Genomic DNA, 23,243 nt, shown 5'->3' with positions numbered 1-23,243 from the left:
CCAGCAGACCGCCCAAGTTCACGACTATGGAAGGCGAATGGTCGCGCGACATCAGTTTCAGCCATAAAGGCCGGGTTGCGGCGGACACCCAATTTCGCAACCTCGGCCAAATTGGTGCCGAAATAGAGGTTGCCGGCGACTTTCAGAACGAGGGAAGCGTGAGCAAGTCTGTTTTCGTGGACCAGACTGGCACGTTTAGCGGTCCTGGCACCGTCAACGCGCTGAAGGTGCAAGGCCAGTTGGCGGTCGACCCCGAGAGAGGGGCGCCTACGATCAAAAGGAATCTTGAATTGGCGCCAGGCGCAACATTGCTCTACGGCATCCATCCAAACGGCGGCAGCGCCACGATCAAAGTCGGCGGCACCGCGAAACTGGGCAATGCATCGCTGAAAATCGTCAACGTGCCCGGTGAATACATCGGCACCAGCAATCACGTCGTGATCGATGCAAAGAAGGTGGATGGAGAGTTCGGGGCGATCGTCAATGAACTTGCGTTCATGACAGCGACGGTGGACTACACCGCAAAACAGGTGGGCCTGACCTACACACGGAATGAAGTTCCGTTTGAAGATGCAGCAACCACGGACAACGCACGAAAATTCGTGGCCAGTATCGAGGAGCCGCAACAGGTGGCACCGCCAGAGCCAAGTCCCATTGTCGCCCCGGCCATCGCTCAGGTGTCTGCGGTTAAGCCAGACAACCATGGCGCGACACACATTCCCACCGAACCACCAAGAACCATCAATACCGCAGCACAACCCAATACCGCCATCAATGCCCTGCTCGGCACCAATATGATTACGGCGGCCAACGCCATTGATCAACTGAGTGGCTACCACACCGCTGAACTGGGCAACGCCATCTTGAGCAGCGTCGCACCGACCAGCACCGGCGTGCTCTCGGCCATGGACTCGACACAAGCAGGAAACACACGGGGCGACGGTCAGGTCTGGGTCCAGGCCATCGGTAACAACGGCCGCCTCGCCAAGCAATTGGGCAGCTATGCCCTTAAACATTCGACAAAGGGCCTGATGCTGGGAACCGACTGGGCCATCAGCCCCAATTGGCGACTGGGCATCATCGGCAGCAAGACCCAGACACGACTGGACAGCTATCAATTCGACGGAGCACTCGACAGTTGGCTCGTAGGTGCCTATGCCTTGCGTCAGGACGGTCCGCTGGCGCTGCGCCTGGGCGCTGTTTATGGCAATCATGACGGCAGCACCAAGCGCCATGTCGTGTTCAATGGATTCAGGGACCGCCTCAAGGGTCGTTACAACGCCACAACGCAACAGGTCTTTGGACAGGTCGGCTACAACCTGGACGTCGGACAATTCGATATAGAGCCCTACGTCCAAGTGGGCTACCAACGCTATCAACGCGACGCCTACTCGGAAAAAGGTGGCGACGCCGCGTTGCAGTACAACGGCCAAACCCAGGAACACTACAACAGCGAATTGGGCCTGCGCCTCGCCCGTCCTTTTGTCTTCGACCAAGGCATGCGATTGACGCCGCGCGTCGATGTCGGCTGGAAACACCTATACGGCGACATCAGGGGCAGCTCCCATCAACGCCTGGCTAACGGCGGCAATGTCTACCTCATCAAAGGAGTCGAGCTGGACCGCGACAGCCTTCTCTTGCAAGCAGGACTGGACCTGGCCGTATCGCCACGTCATACCCTGGGACTGAACTACAGCGGCGAAACAGGGCAGGACAACCGCAACGGTGCGCTGATGGGGCAGTGGCGAATGATGTTCTGACCTTCTCGCGGGCAAAAAAAAGGGGAGCACATGCCCCCCCGAGGTTAAAACGTTGTATCGAGGCTGTTCAGTCAGCCTTCGATCTCGATCAGGATCTCGCCCGGGTTGACCCGGTCGCCCTTGGCCACATGAATGGCGGTGACCTTGCCGGCGATGGCCGCCTGCACTTCGGTTTCCATCTTCATGGCTTCAGTGATCAGCACCGCTTGGCCAGCCTTCACCACGTCGCCCTCCTTGACCAGGACGTCGACGATGTTGCCCGGCATGGTGGTGCTGACATGGCCCGGCGCAGTGGCTTGCTTGCGCTTGCTGCTGCCGCCGCTGACAAACTCATTGAGCGGTTCGAACACGACCTCTTCCGGCATGCCATCGATGGACAGGTAGAAGTGACGCTTGCCTTCGGCCTTGACTCCCACACCGGTGATGTCGACGCGGTAGGTTTCGCCGTGAACGTCGATGACGAACTCGGTCGGCACGCCTTCGCCGCCCGCGGAGCTGACGCTGCCCGCCTCGGGGATCGGCAGCAGCACTTCCGGAGTCAGGGTGCCGGCGTCGCGTTCTTCGAGGAACTTGCGACCGATGTCCGGGAACATGGCATAGGTCAGCACGTCCTCTTCGGACTTGGCCAGCGCACCGATTTCGCCACGCAGCTTGGTCATTTCCGGCTTGAGCAAATCGGCCGGACGCACGTCGATCACCTCTTCGCTGCCGATGGCCTGGCGACGCAGCTTTTCACTCACCGAACCCGGCGCCTTGCCGTAGCCGCCCTGCAGGTAGAGCTTCACTTCGTTGGTGATGGTCTTGTAGCGCTCACCGGCCAACACGTTGAAGAACGCCTGGGTGCCGACGATCTGCGAGGTCGGGGTCACCAGCGGCGGGAAGCCGAGGTCTTCGCGCACGCGCGGGATCTCCGCCAGCACTTCGTTCATTCGGTTCAGTGCGCCCTGCTCTTTCAACTGGTTGGCGAGGTTGGAAATCATCCCGCCCGGTACCTGGTTGACCTGGACGCGGGTGTCTACGGCGGTGAACTCGCTTTCGAACTGGTGGTACTTCTTGCGTACGGCGTAGAAGTACAGGCCAATTTCCTGCAACAGCTCCAGGTCCAGCCCCGTGTCGAACTCACTGCCTTTAAGGGCCGCGACCATCGACTCGGTGCCCGGATGGCTGGTGCCCCAGGCGAAGCTGGAGATCGCGGTGTCAATGTGATCGGCACCGTTTTCGATAGCCTTGAGCTGGCACATCGCGGCCAGGCCGGCGGTGTCGTGGGAGTGGATGAACACCGGCAACGATTGCTCGGCCTTCAGCGCTTTCACCAGTTCGCCGGTGGCATACGGGGTCAGCAGGCCGGCCATGTCCTTGATCGCCACCGAGTCGCAACCCATGGCTTCCATCTGCTTGGCCTGGGCCACGAACGCGTCGATGGTGTGCACCGGGCTGGTGGTGTAGGCGATGGTGCCCTGGGCGTGCTTGCCGGCGGCCTTCACCGCCTCGATGGCGACCCGCAGGTTACGCACGTCGTTCATCGCATCGAAAATACGGAACACGTCGATGCCGTTGACCGCAGCCTTGGCCACGAACGCCTTGACCACGTCATCGCTGTAATGGCGATAGCCCAGCAGGTTCTGGCCGCGCAGCAGCATTTGCAAGCGAGTGTTGGGCAGCGCCGCGCGCAGTTGGCGCAGGCGCTCCCACGGGTCTTCCTTCAGAAAGCGCACGCAGGCGTCGAATGTCGCGCCGCCCCAGACTTCCAGCGACCAATAGCCAACTTTGTCGAGCTTGTCGCAGATCGGCAGCATGTCTTCGGTGCGCATGCGGGTGGCAAGCAGCGATTGGTGGGCGTCGCGCAGGATTGTGTCGGTAACAAAGATCTTCTTGGACATGGTCATACTTCCTTACAGGCCTGCGTGGGCGGCAATGGCGGCGGCGATGGCCAGGGCCAGCTCTTCGGGTTTGCGCTTGATCGAGTAGTTGGTCAGCTCAGGGTGGCTTTCAACGAAGCTGGTATTGAACTGACCGCTGCGGAATTCCGGATTGCGCAGAATCTCCTGGTAATACGCGGCGGTGGTCTTGACCCCCTGCAGGCGCATGTCATCCAGGGCTCGCAGGCCACGGTCCATCGCTTCTTCCCAGGTCAACGCCCAGACCACCAGCTTCAGGCACATCGAATCGTAGAACGGCGGAATGGTGTAGCCGGTGTAGATCGCTGTGTCGGTGCGCACACCCGGGCCGCCAGGGGCGTAGTAGCGGGTGATCTTGCCGAAGCTGGGCAGGAAGTTGTTTTTCGGGTCCTCGGCGTTGATACGGAACTGCAACGCAAAACCCCGGTGCAAGATGTCTTCCTGCTTGACCGACAGCGGCAACCCGGAGGCGATGCGGATCTGTTCGCGAACGATGTCGATACCGGTGATTTCTTCGGTGATGGTGTGTTCCACCTGCACCCGGGTGTTCATCTCCATGAAATACACCTCGCCTTCGGCGAGCAGGAACTCCACGGTGCCGGCGTTCTCGTAGCCCACTGCCTTGGCGGCGCGCACCGACAGATCGCCGATGTAGGCGCGCTGCTCGGGGGTCAGTTGCGGGCTCGGGGCGATTTCGATCAGCTTCTGGTTGCGGCGCTGGATCGAGCAGTCGCGTTCGAACAGGTGCACCACGTTGCCGAAACTGTCACCCAGGATCTGCGCTTCGATGTGCTTGGGATTGACGATACATTTTTCCAGGAACACTTCCGCCGAACCGAATGCCTTGGTGGCTTCGGAAATGACTCGCGGGAAGGCCTGTTCGAGTTCTTCGCGGCTGTTGCAACGACGGATACCGCGACCGCCGCCGCCAGACGTGGCCTTGAGCATCACCGGGTAACCTATCCGATCACCTTCGGTCAGCGCCTCTTCAATGCCCGATACGTTGCCTTCGGTGCCCGGCGTGACCGGCACACCGGCCTTGATCATGCTGCGGCGCGCTTCGGTCTTGTCGCCCATGCGACGAATGACTTCCGCCGAGGGGCCTATGAATTTGATGCCGCGTTCAGCGCAGATGTCCGCCAGCTCGGCGTTTTCCGAAAGGAAACCGTAGCCTGGGTGCAAGGCATCGCAGCCAGTTTCCACCGCCAGGTTCACCAGTTTGCGCGGGTTGAGGTAGCCGGCCAGCGGATCGGCACCGATGCTGTGGGCCTCGTCCGCACGCTTGACATGCAACGCATGGCGGTCCGCGTCGGAGTAGACCGCGACCGAGCGAATGCCCATCTCGGCGCAAGCGCGCACGATGCGGACGGCAATCTCACCACGGTTGGCGATCAGGATCTTTGTTATCAATTGGAGGTTCCCTTGAGCCGGTGATACCACGGCCTGGGTTCCAGGCCGACGCGTGACCAGATGTAACAATTGGTCGCAGCTCCACACTAGTCCTGGCTGGGGATTAACAAAAATGAATAATTATTGGGTCATGCATAAGCAAAGACTTATAGTTGCGCTATTCGTCTCACTCCAGAGTGCTTAGGAAATGCGTAAGTCATTGATGCGTATGACATTGCGTCAATTGCAGATTTTCAACGAGGTGTGCGACCTGAGGTCTTACAGCCGTGCAGCCGACGAAATGTCTCTCACACAACCGGCCGTTAGCCTACAGATTCGATCCCTGGAAGAGCTGATTGGCCAGCCCTTGTTCGAGTATGTCGGCAAAAAACTCTACATGACCGAAGCCGCCGAAGCCCTGCAACGTGCCAGCCGAGACATCTTCGGGCGCCTGGAAAACCTCGATATGCAGCTCTCGGACATGCAGGGTTCGCTGCAAGGCCAATTGAAGCTGGCGGTGGAGTCCAGCGCCAAGTATTTCGTCCCGCACCTGTTCGCTGCGTTCAAGCGCCAGCATCCGGAGGTCAACCTGAACCTCACGGTGGTCAATCGCGGCCAGGTCATCCGACGCCTCTCGGACAACCGTGACGACCTGGTGATCATGTCCATGGTGCCCCAGGACATGGGCCTGGAGTTCCTGCCCTTTCTCAACAATCCGATCGTCGCCGTGGCGCCGCCCGATCATCCGCTGTGCCACCTGGGTCCGCTGCGCTTGCAGGACCTGGAGCCCTACACGCTGCTGGTGCGCGAACCGGGGTCCGGCACGCGGCTGGCCTGCGAGGAATACTTCAAGGAGAAACGGGTGCACTTCACCCAGACGCTGGAAGTGGCGTCGGCGGAGGCCCAGCGCGAGTGCGTGGTGGCCGGGCTGGGCGTGGCGTTGTTGACGCGCCACGCCGTGAGCCGGGAACTGTCGTCCGGCGCACTCATCGAGTTGCCGGTGGAGGAATTGCCGCTGTACCGCAGTTGGTGCCTGGTACAGGCCAGGGCCAAGCGCCTGTCACCGGTGGCCCACGCCTTCCTGGCGTTCGTACGCGGCGAGCGCGCTCAGATCATCGGCCTGGTTGAGCGTTTCGACGGGAAGCCGCCGGTGTTGCCTGCCAGTAATTGAACTCTGCCGCGTCAGGAAATTCGCTGATCTCGGCCAAGAGCTGGCGCTGTTCATAGCGGTCTTCGATGGCACGACGGAACGCCATGCGGCGCTGGTCTTCCTGCTGACGACGGGTTTTGACGGCGCTGCGTTCTTCGTAGGACTGGGTCATGTCGAGACTCCCAAGACGTATACGGGAGCTTTACGATGACGGCGCGGGATGACGGTTTGGCGGCGCGAGGGTTACAGAACGATGAATTCGGGCAAACGCACCTTCTGTGCCGAACAATGCTACTCACTTAAGGCGCGCCCGATTCATTGTGGCGAGGGGATTTATCCCCGTTGGGCTGCGCAGCAGACCTCAGCTTTTCTTGTGTGCCAGGTGATTTTTAATGGCTGCTCGAGGGGCTGCTTCGCAGCCCAGCGGGGATAAATCCCCTCGCCACAGAAGTCCCCAACTTCAAGACCAGCGGTCAGTCGTCCAGCGCCTTCACCGACTTGGGCGACAGCCGCAAGCTGCGAAGGCTGCGCTTCACGCTCTTGAGGTGGTTGACCAGGCTCGGGCCACGGGCCATGGCGACGCCCATTGCCAATACGTCGATCACCACCAAGTGGGCGATGCGTGAGGTCAGTGGCGTATAGATCTCGGTGTCTTCATGCACGTCGATGGCCAGGTTCACTGTGGAAAGCTCAGCCAGTGGCGTCTGGCTCGGGCACAAGGTGATCAGCGAGGCCCCGCTTTCGCGCACCAGGTTCGCGGTGATCAGCAGATCCTTGGAACGGCCCGATTGGGAAATGCAGATCGCCACATCGGTGGGCTTCAAGGTCACCGCCGACATGGCCTGCATGTGCGGATCGGAATAGGCCGCTGCCGTCAGCAGCAACCGGAAGAACTTGTGCTGGGCATCGGCCGCCACCGCGCCCGAAGCGCCGAAGCCATAGAACTCGACACGCTGGGCCTGGGACATGGCCGTGACAGCTTTTTGCAATGCCACCGGGTCGAGCTTCTCGCGAACCTCCATCAGCGTATGCAGGGTGGTGTCGAAGATTTTCAGGCTGTAGTCCGCCACTGAGTCATCTTCATGGATCGCAAACTGACCGAAGCTCGCACCGGCGGCCAGGCTTTGCGCCAGTTTGAGTTTCAGGTCCTGGAAACCCGAGCAACCGATGGCCCGGCAGAAGCGCACGATGGTCGGTTCGCTGATGCCGACGCTGTGGGCAAGATCGGCCATGGAGCTATGCATCACGGCCGCAGGATCAAGCAGTACATGATCGGCGACTTTCAGCTCCGACTTGCGCAGCAAGTGGCGTGACTGGGCGATGTGTTGCAACAGGTTCAAGGGGCTGGACTCTTGTTATGGGCAGATGCCGGGATGTAGCAAGCTTGTAGTTATACTACAAGAATTGGCGCTTTGCCCGTCCAAAACGTAACTGGATTGCCTCGCGGCCCCTTTGTTTTGGCCGAGGATCGCCAGATGTAGCAGCCTGTATCGTGGCGCAGACCCTCTGTGCCGCCGATCCGCTGATTTCCAAGCGCGACCTGAACCTCTGACTGGCGAAAAATCGTTTAATCAATCACTGACTACTGACTATCCCCCAACAACCTATCCCAGCCGTAATAGACAATAGACCTCAACGAAGAACCTGCGAACTCATCAGCGACTAACTTCTACTTACAATACCAATCTCAATTCCCCCAGACACTATCCAGTCGAAATCTATATATTGGCTCCCGCAGGACGCAATCAACTTAACTACAGGAGTTACTATCATGACCATCACAACTAAAGATTGGACCGCACAAATCGATCGCATGCCAGGTACCGCTTCTTTCCGTACCTTTGGCACTGTAACCGTACCCCACACGGGCATTACGCCAAAGCTGGTACGAAGCCAAATGCAGGACAAGTCCTTCGATCTGCGACTGGAATTGAAACTCGAACATTCCAACGAAATTTCGCTGCCGGTCATCACCGACAAAGTCGTCGAGTACAAAGTGCTGGGCGAATCTCATGTCACCGGCGTGAGCATTTTTTTCGAAGATCAGCTGCTGCACCACATCGATGAAGTACTAGTGACCAACTAAGCGCATGTTCATCACTTCCCGTCAGACAATAAAATCGTCTGGCGGGAAGTTCCAACCAGGGATCATATTCATTCAATCAAGTGTTGCATTCGCAACAAACCGGCCAGCCCCTCAGCTTCCACCGGCCGGCTGATCAGATACCCCTGCACCTCGTCACAACACTCGCTCCTGAGGAAATCGAGCTGCTCCTGCCGCTCTACACCTTCGGCCACTACCTTGAGCGACAGTCCATGAGCCATTGCAATGATTGCCCGGGTAATGGCGGTGTCCACGCTGCCCTCGCCGAGCCCGCGAATGAATGCCTGATCGATCTTCACGTAGTCCACCGGGATGCGTTTGAGGTAGCTCAGGGATGAGTAACCGGTGCCAAAATCGTCGATCGCCAGCTTGACCCCAAGGTCACGCAATTGCTGAAACGTGGCAATGATGTGTTCAACGCTGTCGAGCAGTTGGCTCTCGGTCAACTCCAGTTCCAGGTACTGGGGCGCCAGGCCGGTTTCTTCCAGCACTTGTCGCACCAGGCTGACCAGCTTGCCCTGGCGCAGTTGATGCACCGACAGATTGACCGACACCCTGATCGGCTCGAGCCCTTGACGCTGCCATTCGCACGCCTGCCAACAGGCCTGGCGCAACACGAACTCGCCAATCGGCCCGATCAAGCCGGTCTCTTCGGCCAGGCCAATGAAATCCCCCGGCGGCACCCGCCCCATGGCCGGATGATCCCAACGCACCAGCGCCTCGGCGGCATTCAGGCGACCGGTCGCCAGACACAATTTTGGCTGATAAAAGACCTTCAGTTGTTGCTCTTCCAAGGCTTTGCGCAACTGGTTTTCCAGTTGCAGGCGCTCCAGCGTGCTGGCTTGGAGGCTGTCGGTGTAGAACTGGAAATTGTTGCCGCCCAAATGCTTGGCATGCTGCATGGCCATATTCGCCTGGCTGATCAGCGTGGCAATTTCCCGCGTGTTGTCAGGCAACAAGCTGATGCCGATGGAGGCGCTGAGCACCAGTTCATGGCCTTCGATGGTCAGCGGCACACGCAGCTTGGCGGCCAACCGGGTCGCCACCCGGGCCAAACTTGAAAGGTTGCCGTAGGCATCGAACAACACCGCAAACTCATCGCCGGATAACCGGGCGATGGTGTCCGCCTCGGGCAGTGCATTGATCAGGCGCCGCGCCATTTTCTGCAACAACTGGTCGGCGATGTCATGACCAAGGCTGTCGTTGAGCAACTTGAAACGGTCCAGGTTGATATGCAGCAACGCCAGGCTGCGCCGTCCGCCCTGGCGCACACGTTGATGAGCTTCGTTCAGGCGCTCGCGAAACAGCGAACGATTCGCCAGCCCGGTCAGCTCGTCGTAATGGGTCAGGTAGCGCATCCGCTCTTCGGATTCGCGTCGGGCCGAAAGATCGGCGAAGAAGCCCACGATATGGCTGACATTTCCCCGAGCATTGCGCACCACGTTCAATTGCAGCCATTGCGGATACAGCTCGCCGTTGGCCCGCGCCTCCACCAGCTCGCCCTGCCAGGTGCCGTGCTGCTTGAGCGCTTGGCGAATGATCGGGTAGTGCCGGCGCGCATCGCGACTGCACGGCAGGTCGACCACGCTGCGCCCGAGCATGTCCTCGATATTGAAACCGGTGACCCGCGTGAACGCCTGATTGGCGGCAAGCAGCAGGTAGTTGGGGTCGAAAATAACAATGCCTTCGCTGGCGGCCTCGAATACCGTGGCCGCCAGCTGCCGTTGCTGCTCGAGTTCCTTGCTGGCGCTGATGTCGCGCCGGGTGCCAACCATGCGCAGCACCCGCCCGCTCGCGCTGCGCTCCACGGCCCGGCCGCGGTCTTCGATCCAGACCCAGTGACCATCGCCGTGACGCACACGGTATTCGATCTGGTAATCCTCGCTACGGCCCTTGAGATGTTCGACCAGGGCCCGCTTGAGTGCCGGCACATCCTGGGGGTGCAGGCGCGGGGTCAGGTGGCTGAGCATCGCCGTGACGTATTCGGGCTCCAGCCCGAACAGCTCCTTGAGCTGGGTGTGATGGACTTCGTCAGTCTGCAGGTTCCAATCCCACAACCCCAGCTCACTGGCTTTGAGGGCCAAGGCCAGGCGCGCCTCGCTCTTGCTCAGGGCCTGGCTGGCGGCCTCCAGTTCAAGGCTGCGCTGCGCGACTCGCGCCTCCAGGCCAACCTGGGCCGCCCTCAGCTTCTCCTCGGCCGAGCGACGTTGCTCGACCTCCCGGCCCAGCGCCTCGTTGAGCAACGCACTGCGGGTTTGGGTTTGCTGCAGATGCTCGATCAGGGCCTGGTTCTGGAAGCGTCGCAGCATGCCACTCTGGATCAAGCGGTTGACTTGCCAGGCCACCACGCTCAAGGAAACCAGCACAATCAGCCCGAGCCAGCCCCAGCCACGTTGCTGCTCATCGCCGCCCCAGAAGAGATAGCCGATGGCCGGTAACAGGCAAGGCAAAGCGAAGGACAGGAACGCCGGAAGACTCACGGCATAGGCCACGCTGGCCGACAGCGCGGCCGCGCCAATCAGGCCGAACACCCAGGCCTGCTGCTGGAAGCTGTCGGCCGGGACCAGCGCGATACCGGCCCCGGCCAGCGTCAGGCCGGTCATCGCTGAGCCCAGCAAAAACATCCGCAACCAGATCGGGTGCGCCTGGCGGCTTGGCATCGCCGAATCGAAAGCCGCCACCTGGATCACTCGCAACGCCACCAGTGACAACAACCAGACGAGCCAGACACTGACCAAAAAATAGCGTCGCGGCTCCCATAACAGCGCAGCGCAGACCAGACCGTTGAGCAGCATGAACAGCGTAGGCAGCAGCGAGCCTTGATACAGCAGACGTGTGCGCTCGACCGCCATCTCCGTGGCGTACTGCTTGCAGATGACCCGTGGTTCCACACTGGGCCCCGCCGGATCGGAATTGAGGGTCATTGGCACTGTTCTTGTTCTTATTCAGTGGAGCGTGGAGAACCCGAAACGAGCACCGAGCATACACAAGCCATGGGCCATCCCACACTGCCCCAGCTCACAAAAACACTGAAAAAAGTCGCTATTTCATTGGGTGGCGACCCTCCCGGGCGAGTCCCATCAACGCCTGTAGCCTGTGACCCGCCGGTCATCACCAAGCGGTCTTTTATCGGTTGATGCAAAGCTCGGTTTGCCCGGGGTGACGCTGCACCCTAGAATGCCCTGATGCGCGATGATCTCTCCCTTCTGCTGAACTCCCTCAACGATGCCCAACGTCAGGCCGTAGCCGCCTCCGTGGGTCGTCAGTTGGTCCTGGCCGGTGCCGGCTCCGGTAAAACCCGAGTGCTGGTGCACCGTATCGCCTGGTTGATCCAGGTCGAGAACGCCTCGCCCCATTCGATCCTGTCGGTGACGTTCACCAACAAGGCCGCGGCCGAGATGCGCCATCGCATCGAACAACTGATGGGCATCAATCCCGCCGGCATGTGGGTCGGCACCTTCCACGGCCTGGCGCACCGCTTGTTGCGGGCGCATTGGCAGGAGGCCGGGCTGAGCCAGACCTTCCAGATCCTGGACAGCGACGACCAGCAACGCCTGGTCAAGCGGGTGATCCGCGAGCTGGGCCTGGACGAACAACGCTGGCCGGCCCGCCAGGCCCAATGGTTCATCAACGGCCAGAAAGACGAAGGCCTGCGCCCGCAGCACATCCAGGCCAGCGGCGACCTGTTCCTGGCGACCATGCGCAGCATCTACGAAGCCTACGAGGCGGCGTGCCAGCGTGCAGGGGTGATCGACTTTTCCGAATTGCTGCTACGGGCGCTGGACCTGTGGCGCGACCACCCAGGGCTGCTGGCCCACTACCAAAAGCGTTTCCGGCATGTGCTGGTGGACGAATTCCAAGACACCAACGCCGTGCAATACGCCTGGTTGCGGCTGCTCGCCAAGGGCGGCGACAGCCTGATGGTGGTGGGTGACGACGATCAGTCGATCTATGGCTGGCGTGGCGCCAAGATCGAGAACATCCACCAGTATTCGGCGGACTTTCCCGACGCCGAAGTCATCCGCCTGGAACAGAACTACCGCTCCACCGCCGGCATTCTCAAGGCTGCCAACGCCCTGATCGCCAACAACACCGGGCGCCTGGGCAAAGAATTGTGGACCGATGGCGGCGAAGGCGAGGCGATCAACCTCTACGCCGCCTTCAACGAACACGATGAAGCCCGCTACGTGGTGGAAACCATCGAGAGCGCGCTGAAAACCGGCCTGGCCCGCAGCGACATCGCCATTCTGTACCGGTCCAACGCCCAGTCGCGGGTGCTGGAAGAGGCATTGCTGCGCGAACGAATCCCCTACCGCATCTACGGCGGCCAGCGCTTCTTCGAACGTGCTGAAATCAAGAACGCCATGGCCTACCTGCGCCTGATCGAAGGTCGCGGCAACGATGCGGCCCTGGAGCGGGTGATCAACGTGCCGACGCGGGGCATCGGCGAGAAAACCGTCGAGGCGATTCGCGATCACGCGCGCCACAGTCACGTATCCATGTGGGAAGCCATACGCCAGTTGGTGACCAACAAGGGTGTGACCGGTCGCGCCGCCGGCGCCCTGAAGGCCTTCATGGACCTGATCGAAGACCTGGCCGCCAAGTGTGGGGAAATGCCCCTGCACTTGATGACCCAGACCGTCATCGAGCAGTCCGGCCTGATCGCCTACCACGAAGCGGAAAAAGGCGAGAAAGGCCAAGCCCGGGTGGAAAACCTTGAGGAACTGGTCAGCGCCGCGCGCAATTTCGAGAACACCGAAGAAGACGCGGACCTGTCGCCTCTCTCGGCCTTCCTGGGCCATGCCTCCCTGGAGGCCGGCGACACCCAGGCCGACGAACATGAAGACAGCATCCAGCTGATGACCCTGCACAGCGCCAAGGGCCTGGAATTCCCCTACGTGTTCCTCGTGGGCATGGAAGAAGGCCTGTTTCCCCACAAGATGAGCCTGGAAGAACCGGGGCGCCTGGAAGAGGAACGGCGCCTGGCCTACGTCGGTATCACCCGCGCCATGCAGAATCTGGTCATGACCTACGCCGAAACCCGACGTTTGTATGGCAGCGAGACCTACAACAAGGTGTCGCGCTTCGTACGTGAAGTACCAAAGGGCCTGATCCAGGAAGTGCGGCTGTCCAACAGTGTCAGCCGACCATTCGGTGGCGGCCAGCAACAAAGCACCAGCAGCCTGTTCGGCGGCAGCGATATCCCGGAAACCGGCTTCAGCCTCGGCCAGACCGTGCGGCATTCGGTGTTCGGTGACGGCGTGATCCTCAACTTCGAAGGCGCCGGCGCCCAGGCCCGGGTGCAGGTGAACTTCAGCGAAGGCAGCAAGTGGCTGATGCTGGGGTATGCCAAGCTCGAGGCGATCTAAGGATTTGCTAAACCCTGTGGAGCAAGGCTTGCCCGCGAGGCGGTGGCGCATCCAACATAGATGCGTCAGATAGATCGCTATCGCGGGCAAGCCTTGCTCCCACAGATACCTTCCCCTACCCATACTAGTTTTCCGATAGAACTTGTTCCCCTTTCCTACAGCCCAAAGCGAACAGGCCCTCTTGCATAGCTGAAGCTGAACCTCACCTGTCACGCAAAAGCCCGAAACACTCTGCTGCTAGCCAGCAACAGTTCAGCTGTGCAACATGGCGCGCGTGCTATCCACAAATGGGAATGCCTTTATATGAAACGTTTTCTTAGCATCGCCATGGCGTTGTGCATCGGCCTGACGATGGCCATCGACGCCAATGCCGCCAAGCGCTTTGGCGGTGGTAAAAGTTCGGGAGCAGCCCCGACTCACCAGACCAGCCAGATGGCGCCGTCTTCTGCCGCCGGTTCTACCGCTGCCACCGCAGGCGCGGCCGGTGCCGCAGGCGCCGCTACCAAGGCCAGCGGCGCTTCGCGCTGGCTCGGCCCCCTGGCCGGCATCGCCGCCGGTGGCCTGCTCGCCTCCATGTTCATGGGCGACGGCTTCCAGGGCATGCAGATCTTCGACATCCTGATCATGGCGGTCATTGCCTTCCTGGTCTTCCGTTTCATTGCCGCTCGTCGTCGCAAGCAGCAGGAGCAACTCGCTCCGGCCGGCCACGCGCCGATGCAGCGTGAAGTGTTCAACCAGCAGCCGCCTGCCAGTGGTTCGATCTTCGGGGGTTCGGCAGCGCCTGTGGCCGCCCGTCCGGTCATCAATGCGCCGGCCTGGTTCAACGAGCAACGCTTCATCGAAGCCGCGCGCAGCCACTTCATGTCCCTGCAGCAACATTGGGACGCGAACGAAATGGACAAGATCTCCGAGTTCGTGACCCCGCAACTGCTGGAATTCCTCAAGCGCGAGCGGGCTGAGCTGGGTGATGGCTTCCAGTCCACCTACATCGACAACCTGCAGGTGCAACTGGATGGCGTCGACGATCGCGCCGACAAGACCATCGCCACCCTGACCTTCAGCGGTGTGTCGAAGGATTCTCGCTTCGACAAGGGCGAAGCGTTCAGCGAAAGCTGGAACATGGAACGTGCCCAGGGCGATGACCAGCCTTGGCTGGTGGCAGGTATCCGCCAGAACGGTTGAACCTTTGCCCGTTTTGCATGTTGAAATACAAAGAACCCCGGCTCAGGCCGGGGTTTTCTATTTCGCGGTTGCATCTATAGCGAGCTACTGTATAAACCGCTCCATATAAAACCGCGCCATCGAGAAAGAGGATCCCCGGACGTGGAAGAAATCATCGAACAATTGCGTGAAGCCAACGAGCCCGTACCGGTCCCGCTGGAATTGCCCGACGAAGACTTACTGGTAGAGATCGAAGAGCAGCTGTTCATCGATATCCCATTCGTCTTTAGGGAATTTTTGCTGACCGTCAGCGATGTCGTCTACGGCAGCCTGGAACCGGTGACCGTCACCGATCCACAGTCCCACACCTACCTGCCGGACGTGGCCGCCAATGCCTGGGACGCCGGTGTCGACCGCAGCCTGATCCCGATCTGCCAGGACGGCGACGATTATTACTGCGTTGAAGAGGACGGCACGGTGGTGCTGTGGCAGGCCGAAGAAGAACTGATCGCCGAGGAAACCTGGGAATCGGTCTGGCACTGGGCGCGGGACGTCTGGCTGGAAAGCTGAGCCCCGCCGCCAGTCAATGCCCGGACGATTCCTTGTGATTGTCCAGGGTTTCAAGCAAGGCCACCTGCATCCGCGTATGCAGGCGGATGAACCAGCGCCAGAGCAGTGCCGCAACGGCAGTCGCCACCACGGCGATCAGTACGAGCAACTTGTTGGTCGGCAGAATGCTGGCCGACAAGGCTGCCAATAGCAGGAAAATCACCAACAGCGAGAGAATCGGGATCACTTCGGCGATCACTCGACGCACGCGCTGGGTGTGGCGGCCAGCCATCTCCGGCTTCACGCCCATCTCCGCCAGCAGCATCGACAGCGCCTTGAGCTTGCGATACGCCGCGATCAGGAACGGCAGCGACAGCAGCAACGCCCCGCCCCAGATCAGTGCTTTCTGCCAGCTTGGGTCGCTGATCCATGCTTGCAGGTAAGCCGACATCCGCTCGGCGAAAAAACCACCCGAGACAAAAATCGCAATCACAAGCGCCAAGTTGACACCGACCTGCAGCAAAATTCGCCGGATCATCGACGCCACCATCGCCCCTTCACCGTGGGGCTGGATGCTACGCAGCCATTCGCCATACATCCCCAGCACTCGCGTCAGCCGTTGTGGCATGACCGCCGCCAACTTGACGGACAACGGGTCGGCAGCTCGAATCAGGTACGGCGTCAGCAGTGTGGTCAACACCGAGACGGCGACCGCAACCGGATAGAGAAAATCGCTGGTGACCTGCAGGGTCATCCCCAACGACGCGATGATGAAGGAAAATTCGCCAATCTGCGAAAGCCCCATCCCAACGCGCAGCGAGGTGCGTCCGTCGTTGCCGGCGATAAAGGCACCAAGGCCGCAGGACAGCATCTTGCCGAGCACCACAGCGGCCGTGATCACTGCAATCGGCCAGGCGTACTGCAGCAATATCGCCGGATCGAGCATCAGCCCGATGGCGACGAAAAAGATCGCGCTGAACAGATCACGCACCGGCTCCACCAGCCGCTCGATCTTCAGCAGTTGCCGGGACTCGGCCATGATCGCACCGATCAGGAACGCCCCGAGCACCATGCTGTACTCCAGCTTCACCACCAGCAGGCAGAAGCCAAAACACAGGCCCAGTACGGTAATCAACAGCATTTCGTTGCTGTCGAACTTCGCCACGTAGGCCAGCACCCTCGGCACCAGCAGAATGCCGATGACCAACGCGACGATCATGAACAGCGACAACTTGCCGACAGTGGAAAACACCTCGCCGGAGCTCACGGTGCCGCTGACGGCAATGCTCGACAGCAAGGCGATGATGCCGATGCCCAGGATGTCCTCGACGATCAACACCCCGAAAATCAGCTGCGCGAAGCGTTCGTTCTTCATCTTCAGGTCGTTGAGGGCCTTGACGATGATGGTGGTGGAGGAAATGGCCAGGATCGCCCCCAGGAAGAGCGAATCCATGGTGCTCCACTCAAACCAACGGCCGATTTCATAGCCGATCCAGATCATCAGCACAATTTCGAGAAACGCCGCGATGAAGGCCGTGGCGCCGACCTTGAACAGTTTGCGCAGGCTGAATTCCAGGCCCAGGCAAAACATCAGGAAGATCACCCCAAGCTCTGCCAGGGTCTTGATCGTGTCTTCGTCGTGGATAAAACCGAACGGTGGCGTATGCGGGCCAATGATGAAGCCGGCCACGATGTAGCCCAGTACCACCGGTTGTTTGAAACGATGAAAGAGTACGGTTACCAGCCCCGCAGCCATCATGATGATCGCCAAATCCTGAATGAAGCTGATGGCATGCATGTCGAGGCTCCCTGTTCAAAATGACTCACTGCAGAGCTGGAGAAATCCGTTTCCTCTGTAGGAATTGCCCTCGCAACGGGCTTTTGAAGGGTAACACCGCGACTTCTGACAAAAAGACGGTGCAATATATGGAAACAGATCCATCGGCGCGTGACGGCAACCACAGGCGCAGCGTCCCGATATCGGTGGCTTTTAAAACCTGGTGCCCTGTTCGCAGGCCACTCCCCAGCACCCGTAGAGGTGCACTCCCGAATGACTGCCTTGAACCGTGAGTACGTTATGGAACCCGGAAACGCCCAGCTGTCGATGACGGTGTTGATGACCCCTGATATGGCCAACTTCTCTGGCAATGTCCATGGCGGCACCTTGCTCAAATACCTCGACGAAGTCGCCTACGCCTGCGCCAGCCGCTACGCCGGACGCTACGTGGTGACCCTGTCGGTTGACCAGGTCATCTTCCGTGAGCCGATCCATGTCGGCGAGCTGGTGACCTTCCTGGCCTCGGTGAACTACACCGGCAACACGTCAATGGAAGTGGGCATCAAAGTCGTGACCGAAAATATTCGCGAACGCTCGGTGCGCCACACCAACAGTTGCTTCTTCACCATGGTTGCGGTGGATGACCAGCGTAAACCCGCTGCCGTGCCGCCCTTGCAGCCGCAAAACAGCGAAGAAAAACGCCGCTACGAACAAGCCCAGCAACGCCGGCAAATCCGCCAGGAACTGGAGAGGCGCTACCAGGAGATCAAGGCGGACGGGCCTTAACCAACCACTGAAAAACAACTGTGGGAGCGAGCTTGCTCGCGATGAGGCCATTACATTCAACATCAATGTCGACTGTTAGACCGCCATCGCGAGCAAGCTCGCTCCCACAAGGATTTGCAACTGCAATCAGAGGTTGATTGGCACAGCCTCGAACCGCACCCGTGGATGGGCGATCCGGTCCTGGGCGCGGACCAGTTCCAGCTCATAGCTGGTGCATGCCTGGGTCTCCAGCAGCACTTCGTGCACCGCCGCGGCGGTGAATTCGAACGCCGCCACCAGGCTGTCTCCCAGCAGTATCCGCGCCAGGAACAACCCCGACGTCAGGTCACCCACGCCCACCGGCTGGCGCGGGAAAGCCAGCAGTGGACGGCGCAGGTGCCAGCTGCCATCGGCGGTCACCAGCAGCATTTCGAAACTGTCATCGGGTTTGCCGGGATAGGCCAGGTGCTTGACCAGCACCGCCTTCGGGCCGCGGGCCAGCAACGCGCGGGCCATGGCCAGGCAATCGAACAACGACTGTGCCTTGCGCCCCGAAAAACTGTCCAGTTCCAGTTGGTTCGGGCACATGAGGTCCGCCACGGCAGCGGCTTCTTCCAGGAGAAATTCGCTCACTTCGGGCGCCACGATGCAGCCCTTCTCTGGATGTCCCATGACCGGGTCACACAGGTACAGCGCCTTGGGATTGGCAGCCTTGATCCGCGCCACCCCCGTCAGGATCGCCCGCCCCTGAGCCGCACTCCCCAGGTAACCGGACAACACCGCATCGCAATGACCCAGCTCACCGATGGCTGCAATGCCTTCTACCAACGCTGGTATCCGCTCTGGCGCCAGCACCTCACCGGTCCATTGGCCGTACTGGGTGTGATTGGAAAACTGCACGGTATTGAGCGGCCAGACATTCACGCCGACCCGCTGCATCGGAAACACCGCAGCGCTATTGCCAGCGTGACCGAACACCACATGGGACTGAATGGCAAGCAGATGAGGCGTACGTTTCATGCGGGAAGTTTCCGTAAAACGATTGAAATTCAAGCCGCGCAGTATGCGACTAAACGCAGCCTGTACGACAGACCGGCGAGACAGTTAAGCTGACAGCAACTTGTTGGAGCACTTCGTTCATGCTGACCCTTGGAAACATCTTCGTGCTGATGCTGCTGGCTACCGGCGGTGCCTGGCTGTGGCACAACCATGGCTTGCGCGAGCGGGCGTTGGCGAGGGTCATGCAGCATTGCGCCAACCTCAAGATCGAGCTACTGGACGGCAACGTGGCGCTGAAAAAAATCGGCTTCGTGAAGGACGCCAAGGGTCGACGACGACTGGCTCGCGTCTACACCTTCGAGTTCACCGTCACCGGCGAAAGCCGCCATTCGGGCACCATCACCCAGTTCGGTGCCCACAGCGCGCAAATAGAACTAGCGCCCTACCCGATGCCTTTCGAAGAAACCCCGCCAGCGCCCATTGAACCGGCCCAGACCAGGCCCAGGGCCGAAGTCATCGAGTTGAGCCAGTGGCGCCAGGAACACAACAAGTGGAAGCCTTGAAACAAGGCTGACTCAAGAACACCGACAATTCACCAGACCGGCTTGCAGGCGATCGACGTCTTGCGGCTGATCGAAAATAAGCTCGATCCGGGAATCCTGGCGCCACTCACTGGCTTGCCAGCCCAGCAACGCCCCCTCCAACGCATTGGCTGAAACCCAACCGTCGTGGCTGTGGATAACCATCTTCGCCCGTTTCCAGTCCTGGCCTTGTAGCCATCGCGTCAGCACCGCTGCGTCGAAGCGTTGGCTTGGATGCCAGCGCCAGCCGATACTCCAGCCACCGTCCTGCTGCTGGTGCAGGCAGATTGGCTGCGTCGGGTCGGTCCAGATGGCCGGGATCTGGCCCAGACGCTTGGGCAGGTTCAAGTTATCCACAGCCGCGCTGCCCCGAGCCGTAAGGCCTGGCAATCGATCGATCGGTAATGCAGCCTGTTGCGTCCAGTACAACACAGACCCTGACAGTTGCGCCGTCACCCGTTCGCGATCGGCGTGCGTGAGGCTCTCGGACTTGTTCAGCACCAGCAGTCCGGCATCCGCCAAGGCTGGTCGTTGCGCGTCCGGCAAGGGCTTGCCGTCCGCCATCGCCCGGGCATCCAACACCACTACACAGGGTTGTACCGCGAGCACACCGAGCCATGGCGCCTCACTCAGTTGCTGCATCAACTGCGCAGGATGACCCAGGCCCGAGGGTTCGATGAACAGCCGATCCGGCCGGGACTTGCGCAGCAAACGCCCAAGTCCGATCTGAAACGGCGCGCCGTTGACGCAGCACAAGCAGCCGCCGGCCACTTCCCCCAGTGCGATACCATCGCCAGCCTGGGTCAGGAGCGCGGCATCCAGGCCGATCTGCCCGAACTCGTTGATCAGCACCGCCCAGCGCTCGTTGGCCGGACGCTGGGCCAGCAGATGCCTGATCAGGCTGGTCTTGCCGGCGCCCAAGGGACCGGCGATGACATGGGTGGGAATGTGCTGCAACATAATCGACGGCTTTCGGTGGAGGTGAAGATGCGAATGATCGGTTGGTTGTTACTGGCACTGACGTCGAACCAGGCGCTGGCCCAGGCCTGCGTGGTTCACAGCCAGGCGGAGCGACTCGATGTGAAAGTCTGCCAACAGAACCGCAGCATTCCGCAGAAGCTGTTTGCCGACGGCTTCTGCCAGCCGAACCTTGCCGGCCAGAAGGTCAAAGTGCAATACGTCGATCAATGCCCTGGCGGCGCATTCGGCGTCTGCAGCAACGCCCAGGTCGCCAATATGCCTTACCGCCAGGATATTCACTATTACGGCGTGGCGACCGATGCCGCTTACCTGCAGCCATTTTGCGAAGGGCAAAGCCAGGGCACCTGGCTCAAGCCTTAAGCGAGCCAATCCAGCGTGAGAATCAATCGGCGCTCCCCCGGCGCGGGCTCCGGCGAGCGATGGATCAAGCCAAACCCCTCATTACCGTGCCATTTTTCGCCTTTAAGCAAGCCGACATCACCGCAACCAAACTGCTGGATCACCCGCGGATCCGCCGGCTCTGCCTCAGGCTGTGCCAGGCGCCGGCGATCCATGGCCTCTTCCTTGAGCCACTGGCTGCCGACGCCCGCATAGGTGGTCAGCAGCCGCACCGGCACGTGATCAACGTGGAAGCGCGGGCACATGGCCTTGTCCAGCGTGCGCAGGCGCAGACCGACCCGTTGGGCGCCCAGTAGGCAGGCAAACGCACTGACCAGCCAGGACACATCGGCGATGAAGCCTTCATAGCCTTGCAGGTCGCTGAAACCTGCGGCCAGGCCGTGCAGCGCTGGCTGGGTGTCTTCTTCTGGCAAGTCGAGCACCCGTGACTCAGCCAACGGCTGGTCCATCGCCAGCACCATGGCCGCAAAGTCGCTGATGTGTGCGGGAAGCTGTCGCTGCCAGACCGCCAGGTTGGTGCCATCCTCCAGGATCTGCGTGAATATCCCCGGCGTATCACCTTGGACCTGCCGCACCCGCACCGCTCTTTTCAGACTGGGCGCCAGCATCACGCTGCAACCTCTTCACGCCATGGACCGAACGGATCCGGCAACAAACGCCAACTTTCGACGCCCTGGGCCATTTCCGCATCGGTGAGCAGGCAAGCGTCCAGTTCAGCGGCGAGTTGGCCAAAATCAATGTCCTGACCAATGAAGACCAGCTCCTGACGGCAATCGCCTGTGGCAGCCAGCCAGTTCTTCATGATCGCCGCTGTGCTCTCTTCATCCTGCGGCCATTGGTTTTTTGGCACGAACCGCCACCAGCGCCCGGCGAAGCCATGCCGCATCAAACCGCCGGCCTGGGACCAACTGCCCGCCTCCTCAGGTTTGCTGGCCAGCCAGAAGAACCCCTTGGAGCGCAGGAGTTTGCCATTGGGCCACGGCCGGTCGATGAAGTTGAAGAACCGCTGGGGATGGAACGGCCGGCGTGCCCGATAAGCGGTCGAGGCGATGCCATATTCCTCGGTTTCCGGTACGTGCTCACCGCGCAGTTCCTGCAGCCAACCAGGTGCCTGGGCGGCGCGTTCGAAGTCGAAAAGGCCTGTGTCGAGGATTCTGCCCAGTGGCACCTGCCCCATGACCATGGGAATGATCTGCGCCTGGGCGTTGAGACGCCGCAGAATCGCGGTCAGTTCTTCCCGCTCGTGCTGGCTGATCAGGTCGATCTTGCTGATCAGAATCACGTCGGCGAACTCGATCTGTTCGATCAGCAGGTCGGTGATCGAGCGCTCATCCTCCTCTCCCAGGGTTTCGCCCCGTGACGCCAGGCTTTCGGCGGCTTGGTAATCCAGCAGGAAATTCACCCCATCGACCACGGTCACCATGGTGTCGAGTCGCGCCACATCGGCCAGGCTTCGGCCCTCTTCATCACGAAAGGTGAAGGTTTCCGCCACTGGCAACGGCTCGGAAATACCCGTGGATTCGATCAGCAGGTAATCAAAACGCCCTTCCCTGGCGAGTTGCCCGACTTCTTCGAGCAGATCCTCACGCAACGTGCAGCAGATGCAGCCGTTGCTCATTTCCACCAATTTCTCTTCGGAACGACTCAGGGTGACATCTCGCTGGACTTCGCTGCCATCGATGTTGATCTCGCTCATATCGTTGACGATCACGGCAACTCGCAGATTGTCGCGATTGCGCAGGACGTGGTTGAGCAGCGTGCTTTTACCGGCACCGAGGAATCCGGACAGCACGGTTACGGGAAGGCGATTGGGCATCGGTATATCCTCATCGGGCGGCCGCTTCGACGACGGCTCATTTCCAGGGTTTGGCTAGGTTCAGGGCCTGGATAGTTTTTATGTTATAGTATAACGATACGATTCAGCCAGCCCCGCCAGTCCTCTCATTGGTCTGAGATCAATCCATGCACAATCATCTGAAAATCGTTTTTGCCGTCCCGCTGTTGCTGTGGGCGCTAGGCGCTGCGGCCCAAACTCCGCTCTTGGCCAACTGCACCCGCAGCGCGAATTTGCTGGCCTGCGTGGATATACAGGGCAATGCCTATAGCGTCGCGACGGCTGGAAACACGATCTATTTGCGCGGCTTTGAAGCCGCCAGTCGCCGGTACTGGGCGCAAACGAACAGCCGTTACGGTCAGCTCACGTTCTTTACCGGCTTGGCGTCCGATGGAGAAAGTTGGGTGGGGTACAGTCGGCGTGTGGGCTGGACAACCCTCAATCGCTTTTCAAGCTCGGGCGGTAGCACCGGCGCATTTACATGCGGCCGCATGAACGGTTGCCAGGACTCATCGCGCTGATGTTTC

General features: G+C 60.3%; 20 protein-coding genes. 10 read left to right on the top strand and 10 right to left on the bottom strand.

Annotated features, from left to right (window positions below; translation table 11 throughout):
• The first annotated feature begins 26 nt into the window (after window positions 1-26).
• On the top strand, window positions 27-1,760 hold the full coding sequence (locus AB4N80_RS05580) for an autotransporter outer membrane beta-barrel domain-containing protein (protein ID WP_460081058.1): 1,734 nt from the start codon (window positions 27-29) through the stop codon (window positions 1,758-1,760).
• Window positions 1,761-1,831: 71 nt separating this feature from the next.
• Here the strand turns inward: AB4N80_RS05580 and oadA are convergent, their stop codons facing one another.
• A complete protein-coding gene (oadA, locus tag AB4N80_RS05575) occupies window positions 1,832-3,640 on the bottom strand; it encodes a sodium-extruding oxaloacetate decarboxylase subunit alpha (RefSeq protein WP_122567633.1) in 1,809 nt (602 codons plus the stop codon).
• A 12-nt stretch (window positions 3,641-3,652) separates the two neighbouring features.
• On the bottom strand, window positions 3,653-5,068 hold the full coding sequence (locus tag AB4N80_RS05570) for an acetyl-CoA carboxylase biotin carboxylase subunit (protein ID WP_025216234.1): 1,416 nt from the start codon (window positions 5,066-5,068) through the stop codon (window positions 3,653-3,655).
• Between the two features lie 187 nt (window positions 5,069-5,255).
• Between AB4N80_RS05570 and AB4N80_RS05565 the strand changes: the two genes are divergently transcribed.
• A complete protein-coding gene (locus AB4N80_RS05565; protein ID WP_122567634.1) occupies window positions 5,256-6,218 on the top strand; it encodes a LysR family transcriptional regulator in 963 nt (320 codons plus the stop codon).
• Here AB4N80_RS05565 and AB4N80_RS05560 read toward each other — a convergent pair.
• Both AB4N80_RS05560 and hexR read right to left on the bottom strand, forming a co-directional pair.
• Complete coding sequence (locus tag AB4N80_RS05560) at window positions 6,160-6,369, bottom strand: PA3496 family putative envelope integrity protein (RefSeq protein ID WP_018613928.1); 210 nt, start codon at window positions 6,367-6,369, stop codon at window positions 6,160-6,162. The genes AB4N80_RS05565 and AB4N80_RS05560 overlap by 59 nt on opposite strands.
• Window positions 6,370-6,670: 301 nt before the next feature.
• A complete protein-coding gene (gene hexR, locus AB4N80_RS05555) occupies window positions 6,671-7,537 on the bottom strand; it encodes a transcriptional regulator HexR (protein WP_003187110.1) in 867 nt (288 codons plus the stop codon).
• Between the two features lie 431 nt (window positions 7,538-7,968).
• On the opposite strand from hexR, the gene AB4N80_RS05550 reads away from it, so the two are divergent.
• A complete protein-coding gene (locus tag AB4N80_RS05550; protein WP_122567635.1) occupies window positions 7,969-8,283 on the top strand; it encodes a hypothetical protein in 315 nt (104 codons plus the stop codon).
• 68 nt (window positions 8,284-8,351) lie between these two features.
• On the opposite strand, the gene AB4N80_RS05545 is transcribed toward AB4N80_RS05550, so the two are convergent.
• Window positions 8,352-11,225 (bottom strand): putative bifunctional diguanylate cyclase/phosphodiesterase, encoded by a 2,874-nt coding sequence (locus AB4N80_RS05545; protein ID WP_460081052.1) that lies wholly within the window; start codon window positions 11,223-11,225, stop codon window positions 8,352-8,354.
• A gap of 261 nt (window positions 11,226-11,486) precedes the next feature.
• On the opposite strand from AB4N80_RS05545, the gene uvrD reads away from it, so the two are divergent.
• The 3 genes from uvrD to AB4N80_RS05530 all read left to right on the top strand — a co-directional run bounded on the left by uvrD (window position 11,487) and on the right by AB4N80_RS05530 (window position 15,401).
• A complete protein-coding gene (gene uvrD / locus AB4N80_RS05540) occupies window positions 11,487-13,670 on the top strand; it encodes a DNA helicase II (RefSeq protein WP_122567637.1) in 2,184 nt (727 codons plus the stop codon).
• A gap of 303 nt (window positions 13,671-13,973) precedes the next feature.
• Complete coding sequence (locus AB4N80_RS05535; RefSeq protein ID WP_305468909.1) at window positions 13,974-14,852, top strand: Tim44 domain-containing protein; 879 nt, start codon at window positions 13,974-13,976, stop codon at window positions 14,850-14,852.
• 141 nt (window positions 14,853-14,993) lie between these two features.
• Window positions 14,994-15,401: an SMI1/KNR4 family protein gene (locus AB4N80_RS05530; RefSeq protein ID WP_003187120.1), complete on the top strand. Its 408-nt coding sequence runs from the start codon at window positions 14,994-14,996 to the stop codon at window positions 15,399-15,401.
• A gap of 13 nt (window positions 15,402-15,414) precedes the next feature.
• On the opposite strand, the gene AB4N80_RS05525 is transcribed toward AB4N80_RS05530, so the two are convergent.
• Entirely contained in the window at window positions 15,415-17,178 is a 1,764-nt protein-coding gene (locus AB4N80_RS05525) for a cation:proton antiporter (RefSeq protein ID WP_122567639.1), read from the bottom strand.
• Between the two features lie 279 nt (window positions 17,179-17,457).
• Here AB4N80_RS05525 and AB4N80_RS05520 point away from each other — a divergent pair, with 279 nt between their 5' ends.
• Complete coding sequence (locus AB4N80_RS05520; protein ID WP_047226692.1) at window positions 17,458-17,943, top strand: acyl-CoA thioesterase; 486 nt, start codon at window positions 17,458-17,460, stop codon at window positions 17,941-17,943.
• A 126-nt stretch (window positions 17,944-18,069) separates the two neighbouring features.
• Here AB4N80_RS05520 and pdxY read toward each other — a convergent pair whose 3' ends face one another.
• Window positions 18,070-18,942: a pyridoxal kinase PdxY gene (gene pdxY, locus AB4N80_RS05515; protein WP_460081048.1), complete on the bottom strand. Its 873-nt coding sequence runs from the start codon at window positions 18,940-18,942 to the stop codon at window positions 18,070-18,072.
• Between the two features lie 119 nt (window positions 18,943-19,061).
• On the opposite strand from pdxY, the gene AB4N80_RS05510 reads away from it, so the two are divergent.
• On the top strand, window positions 19,062-19,484 hold the full coding sequence (locus tag AB4N80_RS05510; RefSeq protein WP_122567641.1) for a DUF3301 domain-containing protein: 423 nt from the start codon (window positions 19,062-19,064) through the stop codon (window positions 19,482-19,484).
• 12 nt (window positions 19,485-19,496) lie between these two features.
• On the opposite strand, the gene AB4N80_RS05505 is transcribed toward AB4N80_RS05510, so the two are convergent.
• Window positions 19,497-20,462, bottom strand: coding sequence for a CobW family GTP-binding protein (locus AB4N80_RS05505; RefSeq protein WP_460081044.1), 966 nt, complete (start codon window positions 20,460-20,462; stop codon window positions 19,497-19,499).
• A 27-nt stretch (window positions 20,463-20,489) separates the two neighbouring features.
• On the opposite strand from AB4N80_RS05505, the gene AB4N80_RS05500 reads away from it, so the two are divergent.
• Window positions 20,490-20,843 carry an NADH:ubiquinone oxidoreductase gene (locus AB4N80_RS05500; RefSeq protein ID WP_460081042.1) on the top strand — a complete coding sequence of 118 codons (354 nt, stop codon included), beginning with the start codon at window positions 20,490-20,492 and terminating at the stop codon, window positions 20,841-20,843.
• Here AB4N80_RS05500 and AB4N80_RS05495 read toward each other — a convergent pair.
• Window positions 20,840-21,490 carry a DUF1826 domain-containing protein gene (locus AB4N80_RS05495; protein WP_122567644.1) on the bottom strand — a complete coding sequence of 217 codons (651 nt, stop codon included), beginning with the start codon at window positions 21,488-21,490 and terminating at the stop codon, window positions 20,840-20,842. The genes AB4N80_RS05500 and AB4N80_RS05495 overlap by 4 nt on opposite strands.
• Entirely contained in the window at window positions 21,490-22,698 is a 1,209-nt protein-coding gene (zigA, locus tag AB4N80_RS05490; protein WP_122567645.1) for a zinc metallochaperone GTPase ZigA, read from the bottom strand. The genes AB4N80_RS05495 and zigA overlap by 1 nt, the downstream gene beginning before the upstream one ends.
• Before the next feature lie 146 nt (window positions 22,699-22,844).
• Between zigA and AB4N80_RS05485 the strand changes: the two genes are divergently transcribed.
• Window positions 22,845-23,237 (top strand): glutamine synthetase, encoded by a 393-nt coding sequence (locus tag AB4N80_RS05485; RefSeq protein WP_122567646.1) that lies wholly within the window; start codon window positions 22,845-22,847, stop codon window positions 23,235-23,237.
• Window positions 23,238-23,243 lie beyond the last annotated feature (6 nt).

The organism is Pseudomonas sp. H3_A02 (genome assembly GCF_054671965.1).
Note: the sequence above shows the minus strand (reverse complement) of the source record. Positions and strands in the feature narration are given on the sequence as shown.

Excerpts from the sequence above, each read along its gene's own strand:
- AB4N80_RS05580 (WP_460081058.1), top strand. The coding sequence starts at position 27 with ATGGAAGGCGAATGGTCGCGCGACATCAGTTTCAGCCATAAAGGCCGG.
- oadA (WP_122567633.1), bottom strand. The coding sequence starts at position 3,640 with ATGTCCAAGAAGATCTTTGTTACCGACACAATCCTGCGCGACGCCCAC.
- AB4N80_RS05565 (WP_122567634.1), top strand. The coding sequence starts at position 5,256 with ATGCGTAAGTCATTGATGCGTATGACATTGCGTCAATTGCAGATTTTC.
- AB4N80_RS05560 (WP_018613928.1), bottom strand. The coding sequence starts at position 6,369 with ATGACCCAGTCCTACGAAGAACGCAGCGCCGTCAAAACCCGTCGTCAG.
- AB4N80_RS05550 (WP_122567635.1), top strand. The coding sequence starts at position 7,969 with ATGACCATCACAACTAAAGATTGGACCGCACAAATCGATCGCATGCCA.
- AB4N80_RS05545 (WP_460081052.1), bottom strand. The coding sequence starts at position 11,225 with ATGACCCTCAATTCCGATCCGGCGGGGCCCAGTGTGGAACCACGGGTC.
- uvrD (WP_122567637.1), top strand. The coding sequence starts at position 11,487 with ATGCGCGATGATCTCTCCCTTCTGCTGAACTCCCTCAACGATGCCCAA.
- AB4N80_RS05535 (WP_305468909.1), top strand. The coding sequence starts at position 13,974 with ATGAAACGTTTTCTTAGCATCGCCATGGCGTTGTGCATCGGCCTGACG.
- AB4N80_RS05525 (WP_122567639.1), bottom strand. The coding sequence starts at position 17,178 with ATGCATGCCATCAGCTTCATTCAGGATTTGGCGATCATCATGATGGCT.
- AB4N80_RS05520 (WP_047226692.1), top strand. The coding sequence starts at position 17,458 with ATGGAACCCGGAAACGCCCAGCTGTCGATGACGGTGTTGATGACCCCT.
- pdxY (WP_460081048.1), bottom strand. The coding sequence starts at position 18,942 with ATGAAACGTACGCCTCATCTGCTTGCCATTCAGTCCCATGTGGTGTTC.
- AB4N80_RS05510 (WP_122567641.1), top strand. The coding sequence starts at position 19,062 with ATGCTGACCCTTGGAAACATCTTCGTGCTGATGCTGCTGGCTACCGGC.
- AB4N80_RS05505 (WP_460081044.1), bottom strand. The coding sequence starts at position 20,462 with ATGTTGCAGCACATTCCCACCCATGTCATCGCCGGTCCCTTGGGCGCC.
- AB4N80_RS05500 (WP_460081042.1), top strand. The coding sequence starts at position 20,490 with ATGCGAATGATCGGTTGGTTGTTACTGGCACTGACGTCGAACCAGGCG.
- AB4N80_RS05495 (WP_122567644.1), bottom strand. The coding sequence starts at position 21,490 with ATGCTGGCGCCCAGTCTGAAAAGAGCGGTGCGGGTGCGGCAGGTCCAA.
- zigA (WP_122567645.1), bottom strand. The coding sequence starts at position 22,698 with ATGCCCAATCGCCTTCCCGTAACCGTGCTGTCCGGATTCCTCGGTGCC.
- AB4N80_RS05485 (WP_122567646.1), top strand. The coding sequence starts at position 22,845 with ATGCACAATCATCTGAAAATCGTTTTTGCCGTCCCGCTGTTGCTGTGG.